Source organism: Paenibacillus sp. FSL W7-1088 (genome assembly GCF_037969855.1).
Taxonomy (GTDB): Bacteria; Bacillota; Bacilli; order Paenibacillales; family Paenibacillaceae; genus Paenibacillus.
Genome location: NZ_CP150216.1, coordinates 598,257 through 623,189 on the forward strand (window position 1 = coordinate 598,257; position 24,933 = coordinate 623,189).

General features: G+C 47.8%; 22 protein-coding genes. 18 read left to right on the forward strand and 4 right to left on the reverse strand.

Features of this window, described 5'->3' with window-relative positions:
* The first annotated feature begins 531 nt into the window (after positions 1–531).
* The 7 genes from MKY42_RS02830 (at position 532) to MKY42_RS02860 (ending at position 5,715) form a co-directional block, all read left to right on the forward strand.
* Positions 532–858: an MTH1187 family thiamine-binding protein gene (locus MKY42_RS02830; protein ID WP_339848406.1), complete on the forward strand. Its 327-nt coding sequence runs from the start codon at positions 532–534 to the stop codon at positions 856–858.
* Positions 859–1,065: 207 nt separating this feature from the next.
* Positions 1,066–1,182, forward strand: a complete 117-nt coding sequence (locus MKY42_RS02835; protein ID WP_208642743.1) for a YjcZ family sporulation protein — start codon at positions 1,066–1,068, stop codon at positions 1,180–1,182.
* 44 nt (positions 1,183–1,226) lie between these two features.
* Complete coding sequence (locus MKY42_RS02840; protein WP_212677023.1) at positions 1,227–1,331, forward strand: YjcZ family sporulation protein; 105 nt, start codon at positions 1,227–1,229, stop codon at positions 1,329–1,331.
* A 164-nt stretch (positions 1,332–1,495) separates the two neighbouring features.
* Complete coding sequence (locus tag MKY42_RS02845) at positions 1,496–1,801, forward strand: hypothetical protein (RefSeq protein WP_339848410.1); 306 nt, start codon at positions 1,496–1,498, stop codon at positions 1,799–1,801.
* A 575-nt stretch (positions 1,802–2,376) separates the two neighbouring features.
* Positions 2,377–2,973, forward strand: coding sequence for a sigma-70 family RNA polymerase sigma factor (locus MKY42_RS02850; RefSeq protein WP_339848412.1), 597 nt, complete (start codon positions 2,377–2,379; stop codon positions 2,971–2,973).
* A complete protein-coding gene (locus tag MKY42_RS02855) occupies positions 2,970–3,950 on the forward strand; it encodes an anti-sigma factor (RefSeq protein WP_339848414.1) in 981 nt (326 codons plus the stop codon). Before MKY42_RS02850 ends, MKY42_RS02855 begins: the two co-directional genes overlap by 4 nt.
* Positions 3,951–4,191: 241 nt before the next feature.
* Positions 4,192–5,715 carry an HD domain-containing phosphohydrolase gene (locus tag MKY42_RS02860; RefSeq protein ID WP_090904189.1) on the forward strand — a complete coding sequence of 508 codons (1,524 nt, stop codon included), beginning with the start codon at positions 4,192–4,194 and terminating at the stop codon, positions 5,713–5,715.
* On the opposite strand, the gene MKY42_RS02865 is transcribed toward MKY42_RS02860, so the two are convergent.
* Entirely contained in the window at positions 5,708–6,361 is a 654-nt protein-coding gene (locus MKY42_RS02865; protein ID WP_090904190.1) for a phosphatase PAP2 family protein, read from the reverse strand. The genes MKY42_RS02860 and MKY42_RS02865 overlap by 8 nt on opposite strands.
* Before the next feature lie 232 nt (positions 6,362–6,593).
* On the opposite strand from MKY42_RS02865, the gene MKY42_RS02870 reads away from it, so the two are divergent.
* The 4 genes from MKY42_RS02870 (at position 6,594) to MKY42_RS02885 (ending at position 10,599) form a co-directional block, all read left to right on the forward strand.
* Positions 6,594–8,009, forward strand: a complete 1,416-nt coding sequence (locus tag MKY42_RS02870) for an ATP-binding protein (protein WP_339848417.1) — start codon at positions 6,594–6,596, stop codon at positions 8,007–8,009.
* A gap of 208 nt (positions 8,010–8,217) precedes the next feature.
* Positions 8,218–9,375 carry an MFS transporter gene (locus MKY42_RS02875; protein ID WP_256222440.1) on the forward strand — a complete coding sequence of 386 codons (1,158 nt, stop codon included), beginning with the start codon at positions 8,218–8,220 and terminating at the stop codon, positions 9,373–9,375.
* A gap of 20 nt (positions 9,376–9,395) precedes the next feature.
* Positions 9,396–10,076 carry an oxidoreductase gene (locus MKY42_RS02880; protein WP_256222415.1) on the forward strand — a complete coding sequence of 227 codons (681 nt, stop codon included), beginning with the start codon at positions 9,396–9,398 and terminating at the stop codon, positions 10,074–10,076.
* A gap of 148 nt (positions 10,077–10,224) precedes the next feature.
* Positions 10,225–10,599, forward strand: coding sequence for a RidA family protein (locus MKY42_RS02885; RefSeq protein ID WP_024632179.1), 375 nt, complete (start codon positions 10,225–10,227; stop codon positions 10,597–10,599).
* 99 nt (positions 10,600–10,698) lie between these two features.
* Here MKY42_RS02885 and MKY42_RS02890 read toward each other — a convergent pair whose 3' ends face one another.
* Entirely contained in the window at positions 10,699–11,457 is a 759-nt protein-coding gene (locus tag MKY42_RS02890; protein ID WP_090904194.1) for a tryptophan-rich sensory protein, read from the reverse strand.
* A gap of 655 nt (positions 11,458–12,112) precedes the next feature.
* Between MKY42_RS02890 and MKY42_RS02895 the strand changes: the two genes are divergently transcribed.
* A complete protein-coding gene (locus MKY42_RS02895; protein WP_177185873.1) occupies positions 12,113–13,108 on the forward strand; it encodes an arsenic resistance protein in 996 nt (331 codons plus the stop codon).
* A 165-nt stretch (positions 13,109–13,273) separates the two neighbouring features.
* Here the strand turns inward: MKY42_RS02895 and MKY42_RS02900 are convergent, their stop codons facing one another.
* Complete coding sequence (locus tag MKY42_RS02900) at positions 13,274–14,905, reverse strand: response regulator (protein WP_339848423.1); 1,632 nt, start codon at positions 14,903–14,905, stop codon at positions 13,274–13,276.
* A 5-nt stretch (positions 14,906–14,910) separates the two neighbouring features.
* Positions 14,911–16,737, reverse strand: coding sequence for a sensor histidine kinase (locus MKY42_RS02905; protein ID WP_339848425.1), 1,827 nt, complete (start codon positions 16,735–16,737; stop codon positions 14,911–14,913).
* Positions 16,738–16,880: 143 nt separating this feature from the next.
* On the opposite strand from MKY42_RS02905, the gene MKY42_RS02910 reads away from it, so the two are divergent.
* The 6 genes from MKY42_RS02910 to MKY42_RS02935 all read left to right on the forward strand — a co-directional run bounded on the left by MKY42_RS02910 (position 16,881) and on the right by MKY42_RS02935 (position 24,860).
* On the forward strand, positions 16,881–17,762 hold the full coding sequence (locus tag MKY42_RS02910; protein WP_063567994.1) for a sugar ABC transporter permease: 882 nt from the start codon (positions 16,881–16,883) through the stop codon (positions 17,760–17,762).
* Positions 17,763–18,599 (forward strand): carbohydrate ABC transporter permease, encoded by an 837-nt coding sequence (locus tag MKY42_RS02915; protein ID WP_076290578.1) that lies wholly within the window; start codon positions 17,763–17,765, stop codon positions 18,597–18,599.
* Positions 18,600–19,205: 606 nt separating this feature from the next.
* Complete coding sequence (locus tag MKY42_RS02920) at positions 19,206–20,504, forward strand: ABC transporter substrate-binding protein (RefSeq protein ID WP_090904199.1); 1,299 nt, start codon at positions 19,206–19,208, stop codon at positions 20,502–20,504.
* A gap of 486 nt (positions 20,505–20,990) precedes the next feature.
* Positions 20,991–21,581, forward strand: coding sequence for a TetR/AcrR family transcriptional regulator (locus MKY42_RS02925; RefSeq protein WP_339848428.1), 591 nt, complete (start codon positions 20,991–20,993; stop codon positions 21,579–21,581).
* A 78-nt stretch (positions 21,582–21,659) separates the two neighbouring features.
* The gene (locus tag MKY42_RS02930; RefSeq protein WP_339848430.1) at positions 21,660–23,681 is read left to right on the forward strand and encodes an alpha/beta fold hydrolase; all 2,022 of its coding nucleotides are present in this window, start codon (positions 21,660–21,662) and stop codon (positions 23,679–23,681) included.
* A gap of 228 nt (positions 23,682–23,909) precedes the next feature.
* Entirely contained in the window at positions 23,910–24,860 is a 951-nt protein-coding gene (locus MKY42_RS02935; RefSeq protein WP_090904202.1) for a DUF1177 domain-containing protein, read from the forward strand.
* Positions 24,861–24,933 lie beyond the last annotated feature (73 nt).

The window sequence follows — 24,933 nt, forward strand, 5'->3', positions numbered from 1 at the left end:
CCTTGCTGTCTTTAAAGGTTCATAAAGAGACAGAAAAGGGTGCTTATGTAATCTTTTGTCTATAAGCAGACACGCCTGTAAATAGAGGATACCGGTGCAGTCCAAATAGCCCCGTTGACCTCCGAGTCAAGTCTGTTTCGAGAAAACGATTTACACCTACAGGGACGTGCCTTTGGAGGTGATTTCATCCTGTTTTTCGCGAGATTTCAGAAGATGACTAATAGAAGTGGGGTAATTCAATTTTACTACATTTTGTTGCTGTTCTCTAACTGTAACCCAACATATAGTGTTTGTAAACAGGGTCAACACAGTGAAACGTAATTCCGAGTATACCATTTAAGCTGGGATTCCGCAAAGGAAAAGGACTGGAAGATTTGAAGATTTATCAAAAAAAATTTTTGGTCAAATCAGATGACGTTATCACGTCAGTTTGAATTATGCCTCACTCAACTGGTAGAATAAAAACAGGCAAAAATCGACTAAAAATGAGCGGCACCGGTAACTTGCGGGGCCCAAGGGAGGCGGAGCGAAATGGCAATAGCAGAAGTGACCGTAATTCCAATTGGCACCGGGACAACCAGCTTGAGCAGTTATGTGGCAGACATGCAGAAAGTATTGGAAAACCAGCGGGGCATTACATATCAGTTGACCTCCATGAGTACCATTATCGAAGGCCCGCTCAATGAAGTATTTACAGCCATTGCGGCTCTGCATGAAGCTCCGTTTCTATCGGGAGCTCAGCGTGTCTCCACCTCCGTCAAGATTGACGATCGTCGTGACAAACCGGATGCCTCCAGTGTGCAGAAGCTGCAATCGGTTCAGGAGAAACTGGCAGCCCGTCAGGCACGGCCGAACTAACGGAAGTCAGCAGCGTACGGAAAATGGCCTTATACAATGTACTGCAAGTCTCTGTCTGAGGCTTGCAGTTTTTTGCATTCAATGGGAACAGCGGAAAAGGCATTTTGCTTTCCTTCATAGTGATCTGCCCAAATTTAACCAGAGCCCGATCTAGCGTGTGGTTTTTGCATATAGTGAACTGTACCTCAAATCAAAGGAGGGTTTTCAATGAGTGGAGTAGTTGGAGGAGTAGGTTACGGTGTTGGCGGAGCATGGACATCGACTGGCGCCATTTTGGTACTCTTCATCCTGTTGGTCATCATCTCTAAAGCATTCCTGATCTAATAAGAGTATCTGGACCCTAATACTTTAGTAAAGGAGGGTTCCCCATGAGCGAAGTTGGAGGCGTAGGATACGGCGGCTGGACATCGACTGGTGCAATCTTGGTTCTGTTCATTCTCCTTGTCATTATCACTAAATCTTTCTGGGTATAATGTGTTGAACTCCGCCTTAACCGGTGGGGTTTTTTTTGGTTTAAGGACAAGCCTATATCCATAGTGAAAACGCCTATTTTGTCAAAGTAGGGCCATAGCCCGGTCCAGAGGTAGGCATAATACATAGCTTAGGGGTGTAGGCAAATGTTAAGGAGGAATGAACAATGAGCGAAGTAAAACCGAATTCACCGAACGGACAGGGACACGTATACGGATACGTGGGAGGGTATGAGCACATGCATGGATACACAGGTCATGAAATGCATGGGTACGGGTATGGTTGTGGAACAATGCCAGCGGGCTATGGCTACGGATACGCTCATCATCCCAATCATGCGCCAATGCTGCACGGTTACCACCAAGGTTGTGGAACTTCCTATGGACACAGCGGGGGAAGCTGGGGATCGATGGGTACGATTCTCGTACTGTTCATCCTGTTGGTTATTATCTCCAAAACAATGTTTATCTAAATTGTGCAACAGCAACTGTATTAGGGAGTTGATCCATACAACTCCGTTGAAAGGCACCGAGATTGTATCGGTGCCTTTTGGCTGTTTGGACACTATTTATTAAAAATGGACATGGAAAAACACCCGGAACCCAATTCCGGGTGCTTTGTGTATGTTTTCAATCTTCTCAAGAATAAGTGACATCCAAAACAACAAAAGCCCTACCTCTCTTTTGTCCTTGCGGCTCCGATGACCGCGCCAGTGTGAATGGGAACATCTTGTGAAACTCTGTACTACCGGGTTATTGTGATTCAGGTTCTTCAATCTTCATAGGTTAATGTGCATATTCGCTGCGGTCGCAGCATGAAGAAAATATTCCGGGGTTTAAAGAAGACAGAAAATCATATGAGGTTGTTTAATTACCAACTCTTATAGTATACCACAGGCTGTAATTTTTTGCAATAAAAAGGAAGGTAGAAGCTTTTTTTTGAAAACAATTGCGAAAACACTTCAGGTTTTTCTTCAATAAGGTAATCCTCTTCAAATGATTCTGCGTAGGTTATAATAAGAGGGATGACACGGAAAGGGGCCCTCGCATGACTGAATCAATAGAGGACAGCAGGTTGATGCGGCAGATTGCAGAGCGAGATGCTTTTGCACTGGAGCTTTTATATGACCGCTACGAGCGGGCGGTGTATTCTTTTGCTTATCGGATCGTTGGTGATCCAATGACAGCAGAAGAGACTGTCCAGGAATTATTCCTGCGGGTTTGGAACAATGCTGAACGATATGAGGCCTCACAGGGGAAGCTGACCACGTGGATGTTCGCCATAACGCGCAACATTGCAGTGGACATGCTGAGGCGAAAATCCAAAAGCGCAGCTACAACCTCAGTGGAGAACGAAACACTGGCGGCCTATGCCGATGAACATACAAATACAGAAGAAGAAATAGAGCGCAAGTGGGAAGGTGTCCGAATCAAGGAAGCCCTGTCCCAGTTGAATGGTGACCAGCAACAGGTCATTGAATCGATCTATTATGCAGGTTTAACCCAACAAGAGGTATCCAGCAGATTCGGGATTCCGCTGGGTACAGTAAAGAGCCGTGTCAGGCTTGCGATGCGGCAGCTTCAGAAGCTGCTCGCCGATGCTGAAATGCATCCGGACGCGGGAAGGGAGGGCATACATCCATGATAGAACGACATGAGGAATGGTCTGATCTGGCACCGGTGTATGTGCTGGGAGGACTCGAAGCGGAGGAAGTGGCAGCATTTGAAGCGCATTTGGCCCATTGTGAGTCTTGTCGCCAGGAGGTGAGGGAATTGCAGGAAGTAACAGGCTTCCTGCCACTCGCGGCGGAACCTGTTGCACCGCCGCCTGGCATGCGAGCACGTGTGCTGGGCAACGTGCTCGGACACGCGCAGGAGAGCGCCGAAGCGAAGCCGGCGGCTGCTCCTGCGCAGCCTGAAGCACCCGCGGTGCTTCAGGAGGATCTTGCGCCGCAGCATGAAGCGGCGCAGCCCGGGCAAGGCTTGCCGCCGGAGACGGCGGTGCCTGCAGCTCGGGCAGAAGAGGCTGCACAGGCACAGCCGTGGCAGCCTCAAGGGCGCGCGCGTGCGCGCAGCAGCCGCGCCTGGCGCATAGCGAGCGCAGCCCTCGCGGCAGCGGCGCTTGTGCTCGGCATCTACGCCGGGCAGCTGCAAGGCCAGGTCGATTCGCTGAAGCAGCAAGCTGCGGGCTCATCAACAGTGGAAGAGCAGCTTGCTCAGGCGCAGGCGCAGAATGCGCAGCTGCAAGAGCAGCTTGCTTCATCCCTGCAGCCTGCACAGGGAATGCAGACAGGCGAAGCCGTCAAGCTTAGTCCTGCGACACAGGACATTGTGGCCCAAGGACTGGCTACTATCGTTATTGACAGCAAAGGCACTCACCTGGTCGTACAGGCGGAGAACCTGCCTACGCTTGAAGGCAAAGAGGCGTTCCAGGTGTGGCTGATCAAGGGTGATACACCTCAGAATGCGGGGACCTTCCTGAGCCATAATGGAACGGGAGCGGTATATTATACGTTAGACTCTGCCAACGACTACGACACGGTCGCGATTACACTTGAACCGGATGCGATGGGTGATGAGCCGCGTGGTACAATGATTCTGGCTGCCAAGATTAAAGGATAAGAAATGTTTTGCCATATCAGGCTGTTTCCTACGGGAGGCAGTCTTTTTTGTATGGTTGTACGCGTACATATAAGCAGATGAGCGATTCATAGTTAATTCCAGTATGGGGGTTTCCCGTCCGTGAAATGAATTAATTTTTTAAGTCCGAATGACCGATAACAAATAGGAGGCTGTACCCTTGATCTCCCTCTGTGGCATCAATGGGGAGAACTGGTTTACACCTAGAGAGTGAGGGGTTGGGGTGGAAGTATACCGTTCATTTATCTTTCGTCTGATACGAAATTATCTTATCGGTTCGATGGCGGCTGTTTTTGTGGTAGGTACAGTGGTTATGGTGTCTACCTTACAAATACCGAATATTCAATTTGTACGCCTCATTTTCATTGTGTTGATTTCACTATTGTTCATGCTTGTTGCTGAACTGATTACGCTCTGGGCACAACTTGGCCCCATTCGGCAATTCTTTGCCGCCGAACATCATGAAGAGTCCGAACTGACGAAGATGTATGAAAGGATTCACCGGTTTCCGGGACAAACGATTTATCGTATTTTGGGTCCGCATATGCTTGGTTTTTCCCTGCCTGCTGCCGGATTGACATTATGGATGATCTCCACGGGATGGCTGGAGTTTCCTTATGGCTACGTAGCCGTTGCAGCTGCGTGTGCCTTATTGATTGCCGTGATGCATGCCCTGATTGAATATTTTCTGACGGTTCGAACCGTGAGACCGCTGCTGCTGGAAGTTCGCCGCAGAGGTAAAGAACAGCATGGTATGGAGCCCTCTCTCGGAGGACGTGTTCTGGTGTCCATTCAGCGTAAATTTCAGCTGAGTACGGCGCTGATCGGTTTATTTCCATTATTTCTGTTCTTCTTGGCTACATCGATCCGTCTTCAATATATGGATAGCGAGTTTGCGAAAGAGTATACTCTGTGGGCCATTCTTATCGTTGTGCTGGGCGGGGGCTTCGCCCTTGTGGGAAGCTGGCTGCTGATTCGGGATGTTCGCGGTCCAGTTGCGGAGCTGACGGAGGAGATGAACCGAATTCAAGAGGGAGACCTCGGCAGAAGAACGCCTGATCTCTACGCGGATGAATTTTCTGCACTCATCTCCGGATTCAATATGATGATTAATCGGCTTGAGATGAGACAGGAGCGCAATCGACAGTTGCTGCAAAGTTATTTTTCCACCTTGGCGGCTGCATTGGACGCAAGGGATAAATATACGGCCGGTCATTCCATGCGGGTGGCAGAGTATTCCCTTATGATTGGCAAGCTGAGCGGCATGAACGAAGAGCAAGCAGATTTGTTATACAAATCAGCACTGCTGCATGATATCGGGAAGATCGGCATACCCGACGAAGTGTTATTGAAAGATGGAAAACTCACCGATGAGGAATTTGCCATCATTCGCACACATCCCGTTCTTGGAGAGAGTATTTTGTTACAGATTGAACCGATCGATGCGATGGCAGATTTTCTGCCGGGTGTAAGGTCTCATCACGAAAGATATGATGGCAAAGGGTATCCGGATGGCATAGCAGGCGAAGAGATTCCGCTATTTGGCCGTATCATTGCCGTGGCTGATGCTTTTGATGCCATGACGTCTGATCGTCCGTACCGGAATGGGATGAGTCATGAGAAAGCGCTATCTATTTTGGAACAAGGAAAAGGGACCCAGTGGGATCCCTATTTTGCAAGCTTGTTTATTGATGAATGGAGACGACAACAGCATCTCCAGAAATCGTCGGAGCGAGGGGTCAGCTGATCCCCTCTGTCCACTTCGATTCTTTTCTGCGACGACGGTGCAGCGAGAGCCCGGTGATAATTGTGAAAATGCATTCACCCAGTACGACCGCACCAAGGGCGTCATAGATGACATGTTGTTTAATCATCAAGGTGGATAATATAATCAGTGCTGCCCCGGCAGCAACCAACACCTTAACCTGTTTGCGAATGCTCTGAACGGAGAGAACAGCACGCATCACCAGATAAGAATGAAGAGCATGAATACTTGGAAAACAATTATATGGACGGTCCTGGCTGTAGAGCCACCCAAGAAGAGATGCACCGAGACCTGTACCTGTTAACTCGGGACGCGGCACCATGGTCTGAAAATTAAAGTAGATCAGGTAGCAGATCCAGACACAGATGTTCATGGATAACAGGACGCGATAATAAGTGAGCCGATCCTTGGCGCATAAATAAGCCAGCACACCGAAGACAAACGGATACCAACCCAGATAGGGTATGGACATAGATGGTACATAAGGGATGATCCGGTCCAACGGGGAATTCAGCACATAGAAACCACGTTCCGGACTATTCAGAATATCATAGAACATCCCCATGACAGCCAAGGAAAGCATCAAGCTTAACGACAGCCAGTAGGATTTGCTTTTTAACACGTGCACAACACCGTTTCTCCTTTCATCCAGGTCCGCAAGGAACTGGATCACAGCAAATAAAATCGAACAACAATATATTCTACTACTTTCGGCGCACAAATTGAATCCTGATTTGTGTATTTTTGTGCATTTTTTTGACGACGAAGCAATGTCGAAGGTTGAATGGGCATGATATGATAGAGATGCATACGAACTATAGGTTTTATGTCAATGAATACACGACAACAGGAGTGAGTGAATGCAATTTTCAAAAATGTTCGTATTAAATATGGGGATGCTCATTACCATTGCTTACCTTGCTAGTGTGTTCTATAAATACATCGTAATACGAGCTTCATCACGAGTAAAACAGATCAGTTCGTTGTTTGTGCTTATTTTTGCAGGCTGGATCAGCACGGTATTTGGATTTCAGCTTAATGATGAAGTGGTTTTCGATCTTCGCTTTGTTCCTTTAATTGTTGCCGTTTTGACGTACAGACAACCCTATAGCGTTATTATTGTTGGTGTTGGGATTGGACTGACCCGTTTAACTTTCGGTATCAATGATGCTACGGTGGCTGCACTGATCAACATGTCAATCTTGGGTGTGCTGTGTGCAGGGTTAAATATATGGATGAGACGCAGTGACTACAGGCTAATTGTTAAAGGTATCATCGTCATATTGATTGTAAATGTGGTCAATAGTGTGAACATTGCTATCGTCGGCGTTATCCCGGCTACATATTTTTTCTCTCATATTATGCCGTATACCCTTCCTGTTGGCATTTTACTTAGTCTTATTTTTGCTTTTATTTTACGAGATTTCCAGAACGAACAGAATCGGATTTTGCTCATCCAGAGCACCAATCGTTTGTTGTCTGTCCAAAAAGAAGAGTTGCAGAAAGCCCAGATTGTGCTGGAAGACCGCGCCAAGCAGCTGAGTATTGCTTCCCAGTACAAATCGGAGTTTCTGGCGAATATGTCGCATGAACTGCGAACACCGCTGAACAGTGTTATTAACTTTGCCCAGATGATCAGCGAGAACGGTGATACGATGGAGCAGGAAGATGTCGTACGTTTTGCCACAATGATTGAACATTCGGGTCAGGAGCTGCTAACGTTAATCAATGACATTCTCGATCTGTCCAAAGTGGAGGCGGGCAGACTGGATATTGTCTTGGAGGATATCAGTATTGCACAACTCACGGAAGATGCCATGACTCACTTTCAGCTGGTTGCTGAGAAAAAGGGAGTAGAGCTGCAATTGGTCAAAAAGCCAGGATTGCCAGAGACCCTCTGGTCTGATCCCCAGCGAGTCCAGCAGATATTACGTAATCTCATGTCCAATGCCATCAAGTTTACGGTTAAGGGGAAGGTCACACTGACCGTGAGCACCAAGCAAATCAAGAAGTCAGGCATTCTGAGTCAATGGATTGTTTTTTCGGTGCAAGATACAGGAATTGGCATTGCCAAAGATAAACATCAGTCCATTTTTGAAGCATTTCAACAGGCTGACGGGTCCATCACCCGGAAATTTGGGGGTACAGGACTTGGCCTGTCCATTAGTAGGGATCTGGCGAGATTACTGGACGGATCGATCGAACTTGAAAGCGCTGAAGGCAAGGGTAGTACCTTCTATCTCTACCTTCCGTTGAACCGTGAAAAAATGAGTTGACAACCTTCACGCTGTGAGTAGAATTTGGGGTGACAACTAGCATCGACCGGCACATGAAACCCGGTCTAAGGAGTGTATCCCCATACAGAAGACGGTCAACGTTAACCCTCCTCCGTTTGTAGGCAAGCCACGGCGCAAGGGTTCGACACAACGCACGAATTTATCCATTGCAACATGGGAGGGTGTACCGGCAATTATTTTGCAGACGTTGCTGGGAGGCCCATTTTTAACCGGATTTCTGCTGTACCTTGGGGCCGGGTCAAGACATATTGGCTTTGTGCTCGCTATTACAACGTTTGTCAATATCGCCCAGATTGGAGCGGCTTACTGGATGCAGCGCATTCGCAGCCGCAAACGCATGCTTATATTGTTTGTGGGGGTGCATCGCATCCTGTGGAGTTCGACGGGACTCATTCCGTTCCTGTTTCCCAAGGAGTGGTGGGTAGGCATTTATATTGGTGTGTATACGGTTGCATTCATAGCCAATACGATTGGCGGGATGATCTGGACCTCGTTGATTGGAGATATTGTTCCTGCCAAGGTGAGAGGGCGTTATTTCGGAATCCGAAACACGATTCTGAACGCACTTGGAAGCGCATGCTTATTTGCGGGAGGCATCGTTCTGGATCGTTTCCCCGGAGAGACTGGCTTCTTAATCCTGTTCATTCCTGTGTGGATCTGCGCCATAGCCAATACGGTTATTTATTTCTTTTATCCGGATGTACCGTTTGAACGTTCAACTGAAAAGGTTTTTTGGGGGATGTTCAAAAAGCCGTTTCAGGATCCTTCCTTTCTGAAGGCTGCACTGTTCCTCGCGGCCTGGTTACTGATCCAGACGTTGATCGTTCCACTATTTTCCTATGTAATGCTTGACCTGCTTAACATTAATTATCAGACGGTATCCATCATTACTGTAGTGCAGACGCTCGTCATGATGGCCGGATTCTATATCTGGGGCAATCTGAACGCGAGATTCAGCAACAAAACCTTATTATTTTGGACATTACCGATCATCGCCTTCTCCTGTCTGTCATGGGGATTGATGTCGTTTATGCCTGTTTTGATAGCGCTTTTTTTATCCCATATTTTTCTCGGTATTGGTGTGGGTGGATTCAACCAGCTTGCCTTTAACTTCACAATCGGGGATACACCGAAAAGCGAAAGACCTATGTTTGTCGCTGTGTATTCGGCACTGACCGGAGTGACCTCGTTTCTTGGACCACTGATTGGTGGCTGGTTATATGAGAGAATGGAAACCTGGCCAGATGCGATGAATTGGGTTTCCGCCTATGGATTCCAAGTGGGTGTTGGTGCAGCGATGCTGGTTCTTACGTTTACGCTTGGACGTCGTGTGCTTCTGAAATAGAGAGATGTGGAGGGATGTACTTGGAGAATCACGAACGGCAAGCTCTTGTGATTGGAGCCACTGGGCTTGTGGGTGGACTATTGGTACGCAGCTTGCTTCAGAATCCGGCTTATGGCCGGATTCGTGTATTGGTCAGACGCCGGCTTGAATTGGAGCATCCAAAGCTGGAGCAGCACATCGTGGATTGGGAACAGCTTGAGGAGCAAAAAGATCTGTTTCGCGATGTTGATGACTTATATTGTTGCTTGGGTACAACGATTAAAAAAGCCGGAAGTCAGGAAAACTTCCGGCAAGTGGATTTTCACTACCCCGTTAGAGCTGCCAAACTTGCCAAGGAGCAAGGTGTATCCCAGATGCTTGTCATTTCTTCCATGGGAGCCGATGCCGGGTCACGGGTATTTTATAGTCGGACCAAGGGAGAGATGGAAGACGCGTTATCGGCTATCGGTTTACGTTCACTGCATATATTCCGTCCGTCGTTAATCCTCGGAGATCGCAAAGAAAAACGGTTGGGTGAGCAGTTGGCAGCTCATGCCATGACGTTTCTGGATCGCTGGATGAAAGGCAGAGTGGATAAATACCGGGCAATCCAAGCTGCAACCATAGCTCGGGCCATGATAAACATTGCACTTGTTCAAACCAATGGAAACCACGTCTATTCCAATGATGTTATTCATGTGCTTGGACTGGATGAGTCCTGAGATATTCATGGTTTGCCCATATCGGAATGAGAGCTAAGGATAGACGTTTCTTGCCTGGGCGGGATCATGTTATAATAAGCTTCAAAAATGAGTTCGAGGCTTGTCTCCTTGCGGCGGCAGGACAGCGAACATGAAGGAGAACTCGTCCATGAAAAAACCAATCTCTACCGATCAGGCGCCAGGCGCTATTGGTCCATACAGTCAGGCTGTTGAAGCAGGCGATTTCATCTATACATCCGGTCAGCTTGGCCTCAACCCGCAAACAGGGGAATTTGGAGCCGATGTACAGGAGCAGACTCGTTTGTCCCTGAGCAATGTGAAGGCCATCCTTGAAGCAGCAGGCACGAGTATGGACAAAGTTGTGAAAACGACGGTTTTCCTGAAAGATATGAATGATTTTGTTCCGGTAAACGAAGTGTACAGCACGTTCTTCGAACAGCCTTATCCGGCACGCAGCGCAGTTGAAGTTGCTCGTCTGCCGAAGGATGCACTTGTGGAAATTGAAGTCATTGCCCTCAAATAGGGGAAACTGATATCCGCCAAGTAAGAAAGATACATAAAAAGCCGATTTCGGGTCATATGACCGAAATCGGCTTTTTGAATTTAAATGAACAGATCCGGATTAATCCCGATCCTGATTACGGGCGAAGAACAGCCATACCGCATAAATGGCCAGTACGATCGCAATGATAATTGCCGTATAATACACGGAGGTGACGTCTTTTTGTTTGAGTGCGATGGCAATGTATGCCCATGTAAAGACAAGTGGGTATACACTATCCCGGTAAGGAAAGCTCACCAGTACAGCCAGCACCAGGCCTACAATTAACATGATGATGGTCCAGGTAGTTTCACTGAGTCCAAAGCCATCCCAGCCAATTTTATATAATAATACAGCCGCATTGATAATGGTTGCCACGCTAACCCATCCAAGATATATGCTGAACGGCAGCTTCACAAGCCAGATTTCGGCAGTTGTAGGAAGGGTGATTGCACGCGTTTTTACATACAACATGATAAGGGTGAGCAGAAGCAGGACGATGACGACTAAGGCGAGACCGATTTTGAGATTTTGAAAAGCAAAGATCCACGCTACATTAAAGGCACAACTTGCCAGAAACCAGTAACCGAGGCGGGTAATGGAGTCCCTTTTCCACGAAGAGGGAACGAATTGATAGATGACAAAGCCAGCGAGCAGCAGATAGATCAGTCCCCATATGGAGAAAGCATAGCCCGAAGGGGTGAGCAATACAGGGTACATATCCGATACTTCCTTGTTGGTCCTGCCTCCGATCGGCAGCGCGTTGGAAAGGTAGTTTACTACGATAACAGCGATAAACCCAATCGCGTTTAACCACTTGTACGGATTGTTACGTGACATTGTGTTTCCTCCTTGGTTTAACAAAAATGAATGAACCACGGGTCAGTCTATAATGAATATACCCAGTTCTTTCGCATTCTAATAAGAAGCCGCAAAAAATTCACAGGATCATTGTCTGACTGTCCTGCGGTTTGCCGCTCTCTTATTCGTTGTGCTACGTCTCAATGTACGCTGGTTGAAGCAGAGTTATGTTAATCCATGAAATTCTATCTTATTAATTTGGCTGGTAAGTTTATCTATATTTTGTTCATAACGTTCTGCTATACTCAAATTTAGGAGAAATGTAATCGGTGGGAAGACACGGCGAAGCTGCTCCGAAAGGAGGTGGAGCCGTGTCCCTTGATTTGATCGTGAAGATTCTGGACGCTTTATTAAAGATCGTCAGTATTTGTACTGGCCTGATAACTTTATTTGGCGTAAAGAAGACACGTAAAAACAAGAAAAACCACCGACGATAGGTTGGCCCCTTAATTCGGTGGTTTTTCATGCATTTGAAGTTCGCGCCGTGGTCACCCATCGGTCTTTTGTCTGGATATCCGCAATGTTAGCGCATTGCGGATATTTTCATATTACCCAGAACTGCTTTCTAATATGACAATAACATATACTACAACTCACTACAAACGTACAATTATCATTTTGATATTGTGATAAAATGCTAATTCTCAGAGGGAGAGGAAGAAGGTTGTTTACGAGAGAAACGATGGAGAAGCAACAAACGTGGTTTTATGTCGTGGCCCTATTCGTGGGAGCAGCGATTGGGCTGGGCACCCCTGAATGGGGGGCAGCGATGCATTATACGGTTTCACCTGTGCTTGCCATTTTGTTATATAGCATGTTTGCACAGATTCCTTTTTTACAGCTCAAAGAATCCTTGTCTAACCTGCGATTTATTGGTGCTTTGCTGGTCGCTAATTTTATCGTTGTACCTGTGGTTGTGTCATTGTTAACCCTGGCGTTTCCACAGCCTCCGGCCGTGCTCATCGGCGTTTATCTGGTACTACTAACCCCTTGCATTGATTACGTCATTGTTTTTACACAGTTGGGTCGGGGCAATGAGAGACTGATGCTGGCTGCAACGCCAATCCTGTTTGTTATACAGATGGTTTTATTACCGGTATATTTGTGGCTGTTCATCGGGAAGGAAGCGGCACAGGTCATGCAAGTGGGGCCTTTCGTGGAGGCTTTTCTGTTCCTGATCGTTATTCCGTTGCTGTTGGCTATTCTTACGCAATTTGTGACCAAAGGCAAGGCCGGAGGAGAACGGGTGATGAACGCAACCGCCTGGTTGCCTGTACCCCTGATGGCTTTGGCATTGATAGTGGTTGTCGCGTCGCAAATCGGGAAGGTCTACGATGATTTTGCTGTAATTGTGGATGTTCTGCCCATCTATATTATTTTTCTGATGGTTATGCCCTTCATCTCACGAATCGTAGTGGCTCTATTCCGATTGGACACAGGCGCAGGCAGGGCCGTTATTTTCAGTGCAGGGACCCGGAATTCACTTGTTGTTCTGCCATTGGCACTTGCATTGCCGCAAGAGTGGGCCACAATTGCTGCCGCAGTGATTGTAACCCAGACGATCGTCGAGCTGGCAGGAGAGTTAATCTATGTTCGTATTGTTCCTTCCGTCATACTGCGGGATCGCTGATCCCTTAGAAAAGAAGATCAGAGTGTATCCATCAATATGCATTCATATATGTAAAAGGGAAAGGGGCTATTCCCAGAGTCATGAACATGACGGGATGCCCCTTTTATCGTTTAACGAATCGAGCATGTTCTATTAGACAGATTTTCAACAGATCCGGCGTCTCAATTAAGCATTTCCGTCAGATAACGTTTTGCGGTACTCCCCCGGTGTGATGCCCTCCATTTTTTTGAACACTTTACTGAAATACTTCTCGTCCTGATAGCCGACCATCTCCGAGATTTTTGCAATTCGTAGTGAAGGATTCTGTAACAGCAGCTTGGCGTTATTGATTCGCAGTTTGCCCAAATACTCCGACCAGTTCAATCCGAACTGCTGTTTGAATTTGCGAGATATATATTCACGACTCAGGTAGAACCGTGCAGCAATCTGCTGCAGAGACAGGTCTTCCTGATAATGAGCATCCATATAACGAGCGATCTCACTCATTGGGTCCGGTGTGGCGTGATGATGTGCGGTGAGGGCTTTTCCGGCTGCGAGCAACCGCTGTTCCAGCAGGGAGCGGAGCAGGGGCAGTGATAACAGCCCATCATGATCCAAAGGCAATTCGGCGAATGGAATGGATTGTTCCTCTATCGCTCCATCTTCCTCCTTCGGTGGGGCACCGGCGGCATCGTCGAGCCAACGGCCAATCATCCATTCCATTTCATCCACCCATTGCTGTATCTGCTCCGCTGTTATGACATCGAGCCGGGTGATGGGATCAATCCATTCTGAAACGGCATTGGACACGCTGGAAGCGCGCCCGCTCATCGACGCGAGACGTAAGGACTCCTCAAAGGTAGATAACCGCAGCCCTTTGTTTCCGTTGGAGGGCTCCAATGCATCGTGAATACACTGCTTCATTTGCAAGGCATTGCGTCGCCACAACCGCAAACTGGCTTCCTGATAGGCTCCCGAGGTTCCAGTAGGGTAAAACTCACAGCTGGAGATACCAAAATGGAGACGGCGTTGGATGATCTGCTCCAGACCATCGTTCACTTTTTCGAGAATGGTTTGAAGTGTCGAGCACTGACCCCAATACAGGAGAACGACTTCATCCGGCTGATCAAGCTGGCGGAACACGACACCTTCGGCAGGTGGGGATAACATCTCCGCACAGATATTCAGAACGGAGAATACAAGAAGGTCAGGCTGGCTGCGATATTTTGCCAAGCATTGAGCATCGAGATGCGAAAGGCTGGTGACGGCCACACTGCAACTGTCGATATCCTTGGGCAGATTTAATTCATCCCGCAGCCGCTGGAATTGGGTATTGTTGCTTCCGCGTCCCACGACAAGCTCTGTGAGCAGTCTGTCATGATAATGCGGACGCATCTGATTAACCACCATGGATTGTCTTGTGGACTGCACACGAACGGCATCGGCTTCTTTCCAGGCATCGACTGCCCTAAATAAGGATGAATTCAGTTCATCTGCTTCGACTGGTTTGAGCAGGTAGTCCGTACCCCCATATCGAATCGCATGTCTGACCAGTTCAAAATCATCATATCCGCTGATGACCAGTACCTTGCTGTGTGGGGCATGAACAGATATCCATTCGAGCAGAGCCATACCATCCTTGCCAGGCATTCGCATATCGCTGAGTACAATTTGCGGTTGATGGGCCGTGATGGCAGCGACCGCTTCGTGACCATCTGCCGCTTCATACAAGGTATCAATTCCTGCGGCTTCCCATTGACCAAGCAGCTTTATCGCATCGCGGACGTGTTTTTCATCATCGACAATCAAGGCTTTCATGTTGTTCACTCTCCCGCGTATATTTTGACTGTGATCTCTACGCCATTCGGTTCCATATTGCCAATCGTAAGCGTCGCATTGTATCCCGGAGGTGAGTTCAGTTGCAGTCTGCGCATCACGTTACGCAATCCAATCGACTCAGTCTCGTCCGGTTCCTGAGAGGAATCGGAAGATATGGATGCCGGACGCAACCAACGCTGAATCTCGGACAACTTCTCTTCGGGAATGCATGGCCCGTTATTTTCCAGCCTAATCTGAATCCAATCGTCCGGCGTTCGCTGACTGGATATGCGTATCCTGCCTTTGCCAGGCTGAACATCTGCTCCATGCTTAAAGTAATTTTCAATTAAAGGCTGCAAGGTCATCCTCGGCATTTCGGCGCGCAGGGTATCTTCGGCAAAATCCAGTTCAACTTCCAGGCGGTCAGCGAACCGCTCTTGTTGCAGTTCCAGATAGAGCCGTGCATGCTCGGCTTCTTCGTTCAAAGTGACCCGGGTCTGGTCACGCATGCTGTAGCGCAGCATTTTGGATAGGGAAGAGAGCAGCACATACACCCGTTGTCCTTGCTGTTGAAGCGCCAGTGTACCGATAGATTGCAACGTATTATACAGAAAATGGGGATGGATTTGGGCTTGCAGCGCTTTGAGCTGATTGGTTTTATTCGCTATTTCAAGGCGATATTCCCGCAAAATCAAGTTGTTCACCGTATCCATCATATCCCGGAAATGACGGGCCAGCACACCGATCTCGTCCCGACTCGTTAAACGGATATCCACATGCAGGCGTCCTGCCTGAATCTGGTTCATATAACGCATTAATTGCTTGAGCGGTCCGGTGATCCGGATCGAGATGAACAGGGTTGCCACGATGACCAATAACAGTGCGGCAATAGCGATCATGGCATTATTCCACGTTAAGGTGGTGGCACTCGCGTAAAGTGTTTCATTCGGAATCTGTTTAACAATGGTCCAGTCTGCAAATTGGCTTCCTAACTGCTGGTACACATACATGGAATGATCCTGTTCAAAATGACCTGAAGCGGTCTGTGCTGTCCCTGCGCTGGAACGTGCCGAATTCAGCTCAGTCGCTGCTTCCTGCCGTAATGCATCCGTTCCGCTGACTTCCGACTTCCCCTCGTAAATAATCTGGTTTTGATTGTCGATGACATAGATCTGTTCCTTTGTCGGATCATACAGTCTGCTGCAGATTTCGGCAATGGTATCCATGTTCAAATCGATGGCGAGCACACCTAATCGTTCTGTTGATGGCACATCCTTGATCACACGGTGAAGGGTAATCACTGTTCTTGGAGGATCATCCGCTGACGCTGCCTTGAAGCCATAGGAATGACTAAGATGCGCTGATTCGACCCAGATATCCTGACTTTTAGCGTCCGATTTTCCATGAAGCGAGTCAGAGTAGGCCTGTTTGCGCTCTTCCCGCTTCGGGAAAGGGTTCGCAATTAATGTCGATTGATTGGCAGCAAAGGAGTGCAGATACAGCTGGAATACATCGGGCACAGCAGAACGTATCGTCTGCAAGGTGGTGTATACCTCGGCAACTGCACGATAGTCGCCAGGGATTTTCGCCAGATTCCGTAGAAAATTTGGATCGTTGTACACAGCAAGCGAAGCTCTTGCCACGTTATCCACGTAATTGTTGAGATTGGTGGACGCCTGGAAAATCAGGCGTTTGTTCTCTGCGACGGCCTGCTCGCGCAGGGCGGTCTTGGTCTGGATAAACGTCATGCTGATGGATGCCAGCAGCGGAATGGTTGTGGCAATGAGCATAAAAGCGATTAGCTTGGTGCGAATGCTGTAGTATTTTGACATCGTGACACCCCTTCTGGTTGCAGGTTAAGAAAGGACAATATTTTACACCCAACTGTTCACCAGGGTCGGTGTTTCCCTGTGCGAGATTGGAGTTTAATAGAACAAGAGACCAATTTCATCCATCTATAGAAGGGGAGAACGATATGAAGCATCGCAAATCTTCACAGCTGTTACAGCAGCTTGTGTTCGTGGGTCCCTCCATCGTCTTTTTTATTCTCATTATCGTGGTCCCTTTCCTGCTTGGCATGGTGTATTCCTTTACCGACTGGAACGGGGTGTCGGCGAACATTCATTGGGTAGGATTCGACAATTTCAAGCAAATTTTTGCGAATGATCCCAAGTTTCTATCTGCGTTTTGGTTTACGGTGCGCTTCACCGTGGTTGGTGTAATCTTGACCAATGTTATCGGTTTTTTCTTGGCGTATTTCCTGACCAAGCCGCTCAAGACGAGAAACTTTCTGCGCACGATCTTTTTTATGCCTAACGTGATCGGTGGATTGTTACTCGGCTTTATCTGGCAGTTCATATTTGTGAAAGGGTTTTCAGCAGTAGGCGACGTAACCGGATGGTCCTTCTTCAACCTCCCATGGTTGGGAGACGAGCCGACCGCCTTCTGGGGTATCGTCATTGTATTTGTCTGGCAGACCGCAGGGTATCTGATGGTTATCTACATCTCGTCCTTGACCAACGTATCACCCGATCTGCTGGAAGCTGCCGAAATTGATGGTGCCAGCCGCTGGCAGGTACTGCGCAGCATTATTTTTCCGCTCATTATGCCGGGAGTCACAATCTGTCTGTTCCTTGCCATCTCCTGGTCATTCAAAATGTTCGATCTCAATCTGTCGCTGACCAAAGGCGGACCGTTTGGATCAACAGAATCGGTAGCGCTGAATATTTACAATGAGGCTTTTGTGAATAATCGGTACGGCATCGGTACAGCCAAAGCACTTGTGTTCTTCGTCATCGTTGCCATTATCACCATGATTCAGGTGCGTGTGACGAAGAGCAAGGAGGTGGAGGCATAGATGGAAACGTCAAAAAATTACCGCTTCAGTACCATTGTAACCGAGATTGTTATGGTGCTCATTGGTTTATTGTTCCTGGTTCCGTTTTACTTCCTGTTTGTCAATTCAGTCAAAACATTCGGTGACCTGCTTACCAATTCGGCCGCATGGCCGGAGGTGTTCCAATGGGGCAACTATGCAAACGCCTGGGAGAAAATTAAATTCCCGTCAGCCCTGATGAACTCGCTCATCGTCACCGTAGTCAGCAATCTGCTGCTCGTGTTGATTAGCTCCATGGCCGCCTACCGAATGGTACGCAGCGATACGCGCTTCAACCGGATTTTGTTCGGCGTGTTTATTGCCGCCATGGTGATTCCGTTTCAGTCTATCATGATTCCACTCGTTACCGTAACCAGTAATCTTGGACTGATCGATAGCCTCTTCGGACTCATCATCTGTTATCTTGGTTTTGGCGCACCGATGTCCATCTTCCTGTTCCACGGATTCGTCAAATCAGTTCCGCTCGAAATTGAAGAGGCAGCTCGGGTGGATGGAAGCTCCGCCTACGGCGTGTTCTTCCGGATTGTATTCCCGCTCATGAAGCCGATGTATGTAACCGTCATCATCCTGAATACACTCTGGATCTGGAATGACTATCTGCTTCCATCCCTGATTCTGCAAAGCTCCAATTTGCGTACCATTCCGATTGCGACCTTTGCGCTCTTCGGACAATATACGAAGCAATGGGATCTTGCCCTGCCTGCACTGGTACTTGGCATCATGCCAATTATCATCTTCTTCCTGCTGATGCAGAAATACATCATTCAGGGCATTACCGCTGGATCAGTTAAAGGGTAAGTGCGAGGGAAGTCCACTCCGGGATCATGTGGGGGAGTGCGAGGGAAGTCCACTCCGGGATCATGAGCGCTTACGGTCGCTGTTGCTCCTCGGTGGCCTGAATGAATGAAGGCAAAGAAGCCACCGAGTATCAAAGGCGAGCGCTTCGCTCCTCCAGCGCATCATGATCCCTCCGCTCCGACCTCGCATGGAGGTGTGCAAGGGGAGTCAGGCCCGCATAGCGTGAGCCTGACTCCTGGGAAAAAGATAAAAACATGGGTTAACGTTCTAACGAACTCACTGCATCTTATGAGGTGAATAATTGAGGCATGGCAAAGTTTAACGAACCTCAGTAACGCTAGTCTGGTGCAAAACGGCATCAGAACCTTAAAAATCGACCATATCGGCGAAATAACGCTTCCAGGATTCGTTAGAATGCAAACCATAGCAAATAGGAGCGATTAGCGTGCGCTGGGTTCGTTAAACTGGATGAACGAGATCACTAAGTAAGTGCAGGGGTTAACGACTTGCGGAATTTCGGTTGTGAATCAATCGCCGCCTGCATCCTGGTGGCTAAAAAATGCAACGAAGCTGTTATACTGAAACTACTATAGGGAGAGTGTATGTATGAAAAGAATGACCAAGTTGACGTTGCTTATGCTGATTGCTTTTTCTGTAATGCTTGCGGGTTGTGGCAACGGAGATAAGAGTGGAAGTCCTGTCAACACAGACACCCAAGGTGGCGGAGAGGCTGCTGCAGGAGACAAAACGATTAAAATATTCCAGTACAAAGTCGAAATTGCGGAAGCGTTTAACCGTCTCAAAGCGGAATATGAGTCCTCCCATCCAGGAATTAAGCTGGACATTCAGACCGTGGGCGGCGGCAGTGACTACGGTGCTGCATTGAAAGCCAAGTTCGCTGCTGGCGAGCAACCGGACATTTTCAACGTTGGTGGTTATCGTGAGCTGGACACATGGCTCGAATACCTGGAGGATCTGTCAGGTGAAGCATGGGCAAAAGATGTGCTTGAAGTTGCCAAAGAGCCGATGACCAAAGACGGCAAACTGTATGGACAGCCGCTGGCACTGGAAGGCTATGGCTTCATTTATAACAAAGACCTCTTCCAAAAAGCAGGCATCACTGAAATTCCAACGACACTGGAACAATTGGATCAGGCTGCACAAAAGCTTCAGGCCGCAGGCATTACCCCGTTCTCCAATGGATATCAGGAATGGTGGGTACTCGGCAATCATAACGTAAACGTGGCATTTGCGAATCAGGCAGATCCGGTGAAATTTATTCAAGGTCTTAACGAAGGTACGGAGAAAATCCCTGGCAATCAGGTGTTCACGGACTGGATGAACCTGCTCGACTTGACGCTGAAATACAGCAACAAAAACCCGCTCACAACCGACTACAACACTCAGGTAACCCTGTTTGCCAGTGGGGAAGCAGCGATGATGCAGCAAGGGAACTGGACGCAGGTACAAATTGATGGCATTGATCCTAATCTGAATCTCGGCATTCTGCCGATGCCAATTACGAATGAACCGAACGACAAATTGTTTGTTGGCGTACCGAACTACTGGGTTGTGAACAAGAATTCGCAAGTGAAACCGGAAGCGAAAGAGTTTCTGGAATGGCTCGTCACATCCGACATCGGGAAACAGTATATGACCAAAGAATTCAAGTTTATCCCGGCATTCAGTTCCATTCAGGCATCCGAAGAGGATCTGGGTGACCTCGCAACGGATATCATGAAATACAGCCAGGAAAACAAAACATTAAGCTGGAACTTTAACCGTTTCCCTGAGGGTGTTCCACAAGAATTCGGCAGCACGATTCAGGCATATGTAGCAGGCAAATCGGACAAAAAAGCCCTGCTTGACGCATTGCAGCAAAACTGGGATAGTCTGAAAAAATAATCACTCGGATGAGCTATCCGTATAAGTGTATAAGTAAAATAGTGCTGTCTCATCCTTGAATGGTTATCCACATACTAGTATCCACAGGCTATTGGAGCCATTCGCAACTGATTTGATTCGATGGACAGTTCATATTATGTAATTCATATTTCGAGTATCTCGAGCCTCGAACAGGTCAGCCAGAATTTCATTCTGGTTGGCCTGTTTTATTGTAAGTGGACGCCATCATCATTGCCGAATGGAAGAACAAATGGCGAACCCGCTCTTGAAATGTGGATAACTCCATCATATGGTGAGGCCCAATGACATATTTAACACAGAGTTAATACTATATGTGGATATCCTGTGTGTACAATGTTCTAAATGTGGACAAGTACGAGAAATATTTGGGCAAAGATCATCTTTTGTTAACAACATAACTTGTATTTGTTTGATTAGTACTGTATAGTTCTATTTATGAAAAATTCAAATTCAAATTCTGCTTCTATGAAATCCAAAAGTTCCAATCCGGTTAATCGGACCAAGGCAGTCGAAGTGGCTGCTCAGTTATTTTTGCGTCAGGGTTACAGCTATGTCAGCATGGATGAGGTCGTGCGGGCAAGCGGGGTATCCAAATCGAATATTTATTACCATTTCAAAAACAAGGAGGAATTGCTCCAGGCCGTGGTGCAGTACTGGATTGCCCAGTATGAATCGGAGATCTACCTGCTGCTCAGTCAGCGTGAACGAGAGGTCACAGAACGGATCTATTCGTTTATGGCCTTACTGTCCGCAGGCATGGAAGGGCGCGATTATAAAGGGAGTTGTCCGTTTATTACATTGTATATGCAGACACCAGCCAGCGCACCCGAAGTGAAAGAGAGCATAGCCCGTTTCTTCCGTGAGCTGCAGCCGATGATGGAAAAGCTGTTGCAGCAAGGGGTGGATCGTGGCGAATTTCGTAAAGGGATTGAGCCGGGACCCGCGGCTGCTTTATTTATCGCTGCATTCGAGGGTTCACTTGTACTCGCGGAGACTGCACGTGATATAGGGATAATTGAACAGTCAGCACGTACATTTTGTCAGATGCTTCGGTAAACGAAGCTCTTTTTTTGATCATAACTAGTACTGTATAGTACTAAAATAAATAATGCTAAAAAGGGAGAGAGATTAGAAATGAGTATACATAATTCATCATCATCATTAAACGCAGGAGGTAAGACTGATTCCAATCCAGCTAAGAACAACATAGCGACTGAATCAACCACTATTTTGATGACAGGCAGTACCGGATTTATAGGCAAGGAGGCAGTAAAACAACTTGGGCACAGTGAAGTGCAGTTATTACTGCTTGTACGCTCGGAATCCAAAGCGAGGATGGTTCTGAATGCATACGGAGTAACGGATTTCAGCCGAATAACTTGTATTCAGGGAGATCTGTCAGCTCCTGGCCTCGGACTGACCAAAGCTGATCGTGAACGTGCTCTTCAGGCCAATGTCATAATTCATGCAGGTGGGACGATGGATGTCACATTGCAACCGAAGGTGGCAGAACAGATTTTTATGAATGGAGCAAGAGGGATGGCCGAATTGGCCGAAGAAATCCAGCGTAAACAAGGATTGAGGCACTTTATCCACGTGGTTGGTTTTATGAGTCCGTATGGAAGGAAGGATTCTCCGCCTATATCTTCAACGAATGAAGATGTTGGGGATAAGTCGAGCGGTCAGAAGTCATTGATTAGCAAATCCTTCCATTCGGAAAGTGCTTATGAACATATGAAATTCGAAGCGGACCGCTATATTCGACAGCACGCTGAGCAGCATTCGTATGTCTTATCTGTTGTTAACCCGAGTACAATCGTGGGTCCATATCCTACAGGGGCAACCGAACAAACGGGTGGAATTGGCATGATGATACAGGCAATGAGAAGGCGTAGAATGCCGGTGATTCCTGGTGGTCGACAGCATTGGCTGCCCCTTGTATCCAATGATGTGGTTGCAAAGACCCTTGTTTTTCTGACTCAGGACAGTCATCCATCCGGCGGGACATATCCCTTGTTGTCCAGAAAAGCGGACGGTCCGGATATGAAGGAACTGATTCGGTTACTGGCGGCAGAGTTGGATGTATCTGCACCTCGATGGTCAGTGCCCCTGCCCATGATCCATGCAGCGATGAAGGCTGGTGGCACAAAGATCAGCGGGATACCGCCTGAATCAATCGCGTTTATTACCAAACAGGAGTTTGAAGTTCAGCAAACGGAGCGGTTGTTTCAGCGAATGGGACTAAACTTGCCTGAAGTTAGCGAGCTACTGCCGTACGTAACAGCCGATTTGGATAATCGTTTCAGCTATCCTGCACAGGAGGATCTGCCTCAGAGCTGGACTCGGGCACGTAAGGGCAGTCTTGCGGCGCTGCTCCATGAGGGTCAAGGGGAGCCGTGGGTGATTGTTCATGGTTTGATGAGCAGTGCTGACGATATGATTCCGCTGGGAGATGCGCTATGGAGTATAACGGGAAACCCGGTATGGCTTGTGGATCTTGCCGGATTTGGGCGTTCTCCGGTTCATCGGAACAAGATAATAGGTGCGGCCTTCAAAGGGCAGGTCGAAGCGATGCGAAGTGTGCTGGATGAGATACAAGGTCCGGTCAAACTGGTAGGACATTCTGTTGGGGCAGCCATAGCCACGGCGGTGATGCAGGAGAGTGAACGTGAAAATATCCAGCTTGCTATGCTGCAACCCGTATGGGGAGCTCCGAAGGACGGAATGCAGCGCCTGATATCAAGGCTCCCGAGAAGAATGCTGCAAGGACTGTTATCTCGGATGACTCCACAGCAAGTGGCTGGACAGTTAAAAAGAGCAGATGTTTCGGAGATCAATCCAACCCTGCTGAAAGGTTATGCGAGAAGAGTTTCTTCTGGTTTGAAGTCTCCCCGCATCGCAGGAGCGAATGCTGATTTGCTCCACTGGATACAGTCTCATTCAAATGATAAAGTGTCGCAGACAAGTGCAGATGCGCAGCGCACACTTATGGTTTGGGGGACAAACGATAAGGGATACGCGCGCCCCGAAAATATCCATTCCTCCGTTCAACATGTGGAACTTCCCTATGGGCACCAATTTCCCCTGTTTCATGCGGAAGAAACTGCTTCGCTGCTTGTGGAGTGGCAAATGAAAAGAGGGTATGCGAAGAAATGAAGTGTGCATTCCCAAAATTACATGATATTCAAGTCGCTCGATAATAAAATGTTAAATTATATTACACATACAGTTAGATAAACGGAATGAAAACGTTATTTTCACTTCCATTTATACTTGTCGCACAATAAAACGATGCTCATTTTGGCAAGGCAGTACATTGTGAGCCTCTTCTGAACTGCGATAGACTTGATTTCAAGATCAACAGCTAAGAGGAGGATGTGTACAATGCCACTTCAAAAAACGTTATTGGCACTGGACGCGCTGGACAGCGCTTATGTAAATGGTGAAAGTGTAAAGCAACTATTTGTTCAATACCCACAGGTTTCCGTTGAAGTGCTGACCGTACAAGGGGAAAAGGGAAGCACGGATTTTGTTAAAATCATCATCCCTGGTACACAAGGCAAGCTGTCGGGAGGGCAGGCCCCGACCATGGGGATTGTCGGACGACTGGGTGGAATCGGTGCCCGTCCTACACGCATCGGACTCGTCTCGGATGCCGATGGCGCCGTTGCTGCTGTGGCAGCAGGATTGAAGCTCGCCGATATGCAGACCAAGGGTGATTCGCTTAAAGGGGATGTCATTGTAACTACGCATATCTGTCCGGATGCTCCCACGCTTCCGCATGAACCGGTTGATTTTATGGACTCTCCGGTCGACATTTTGCAGATGAACGAACATGAGGTTCTGCCTGAGATGGAAGCCATTTTGTCCATTGATACAACCAAAGGAAACCGGGTGATTAACCATAAAGGCATCGCCATTTCGCCAACGGTGAAAGAGGGATATATTTTACGGGTGAGCGATGATTTGCTCCGAATTATGGAGATGACCACAGGGCAGCTGCCTGTGACTTTCCCGATTACGACGCAGGATATTACGCCATACGGCAATGACTTATACCATATCAATTCCATTTTACAGCCAGCTGTGGCTACACACGCACCTGTTGTAGGCGTAGCAGTAACTGCTCAATCCGCAGTTCCGGGATGCGGCACAGGAGCGAGCCATGAGGTTGACATTGCAAGCGCAGTTCGTTTGGTCGTGGAGACAGCCAAGGAATTCACGAATGGCACCTGTTCTTTCTACAATGTGGAGGAATATAACCTGATTACTCGTCTGTATGGATCAATGAAAGTACTTCAGACCCCAGGGATCCAGGCAGCTCCGTCTGCATAGTTTAGTCGAGAAGTTCACGGTTGAAGCGGCAGGTGAAAATAATGCTGTGGACATACGTGGCTTCTACAGCCGA

Bases quoted from the DNA above. Each gene is read 5' to 3' on its own strand.
- MKY42_RS02830 (WP_339848406.1), top strand. From the start codon at position 532: ATGGCAATAGCAGAAGTGACCGTAATTCCAATTGGCACCGGGACAACC.
- MKY42_RS02835 (WP_208642743.1), top strand. From the start codon at position 1,066: ATGAGTGGAGTAGTTGGAGGAGTAGGTTACGGTGTTGGCGGAGCATGG.
- MKY42_RS02840 (WP_212677023.1), top strand. From the start codon at position 1,227: ATGAGCGAAGTTGGAGGCGTAGGATACGGCGGCTGGACATCGACTGGT.
- MKY42_RS02845 (WP_339848410.1), top strand. From the start codon at position 1,496: ATGAGCGAAGTAAAACCGAATTCACCGAACGGACAGGGACACGTATAC.
- MKY42_RS02850 (WP_339848412.1), top strand. From the start codon at position 2,377: ATGACTGAATCAATAGAGGACAGCAGGTTGATGCGGCAGATTGCAGAG.
- MKY42_RS02855 (WP_339848414.1), top strand. From the start codon at position 2,970: ATGATAGAACGACATGAGGAATGGTCTGATCTGGCACCGGTGTATGTG.
- MKY42_RS02870 (WP_339848417.1), top strand. From the start codon at position 6,594: ATGCAATTTTCAAAAATGTTCGTATTAAATATGGGGATGCTCATTACC.
- MKY42_RS02885 (WP_024632179.1), top strand. From the start codon at position 10,225: ATGAAAAAACCAATCTCTACCGATCAGGCGCCAGGCGCTATTGGTCCA.
- MKY42_RS02890 (WP_090904194.1), bottom strand. From the start codon at position 11,457: ATGTCACGTAACAATCCGTACAAGTGGTTAAACGCGATTGGGTTTATC.
- MKY42_RS02895 (WP_177185873.1), top strand. From the start codon at position 12,113: ATGCTAATTCTCAGAGGGAGAGGAAGAAGGTTGTTTACGAGAGAAACG.
- MKY42_RS02900 (WP_339848423.1), bottom strand. From the start codon at position 14,905: ATGAAAGCCTTGATTGTCGATGATGAAAAACACGTCCGCGATGCGATA.
- MKY42_RS02905 (WP_339848425.1), bottom strand. From the start codon at position 16,737: ATGTCAAAATACTACAGCATTCGCACCAAGCTAATCGCTTTTATGCTC.
- MKY42_RS02910 (WP_063567994.1), top strand. From the start codon at position 16,881: ATGAAGCATCGCAAATCTTCACAGCTGTTACAGCAGCTTGTGTTCGTG.
- MKY42_RS02915 (WP_076290578.1), top strand. From the start codon at position 17,763: ATGGAAACGTCAAAAAATTACCGCTTCAGTACCATTGTAACCGAGATT.
- MKY42_RS02920 (WP_090904199.1), top strand. From the start codon at position 19,206: ATGAAAAGAATGACCAAGTTGACGTTGCTTATGCTGATTGCTTTTTCT.
- MKY42_RS02925 (WP_339848428.1), top strand. From the start codon at position 20,991: ATGAAATCCAAAAGTTCCAATCCGGTTAATCGGACCAAGGCAGTCGAA.
- MKY42_RS02930 (WP_339848430.1), top strand. From the start codon at position 21,660: ATGAGTATACATAATTCATCATCATCATTAAACGCAGGAGGTAAGACT.
- MKY42_RS02935 (WP_090904202.1), top strand. From the start codon at position 23,910: ATGCCACTTCAAAAAACGTTATTGGCACTGGACGCGCTGGACAGCGCT.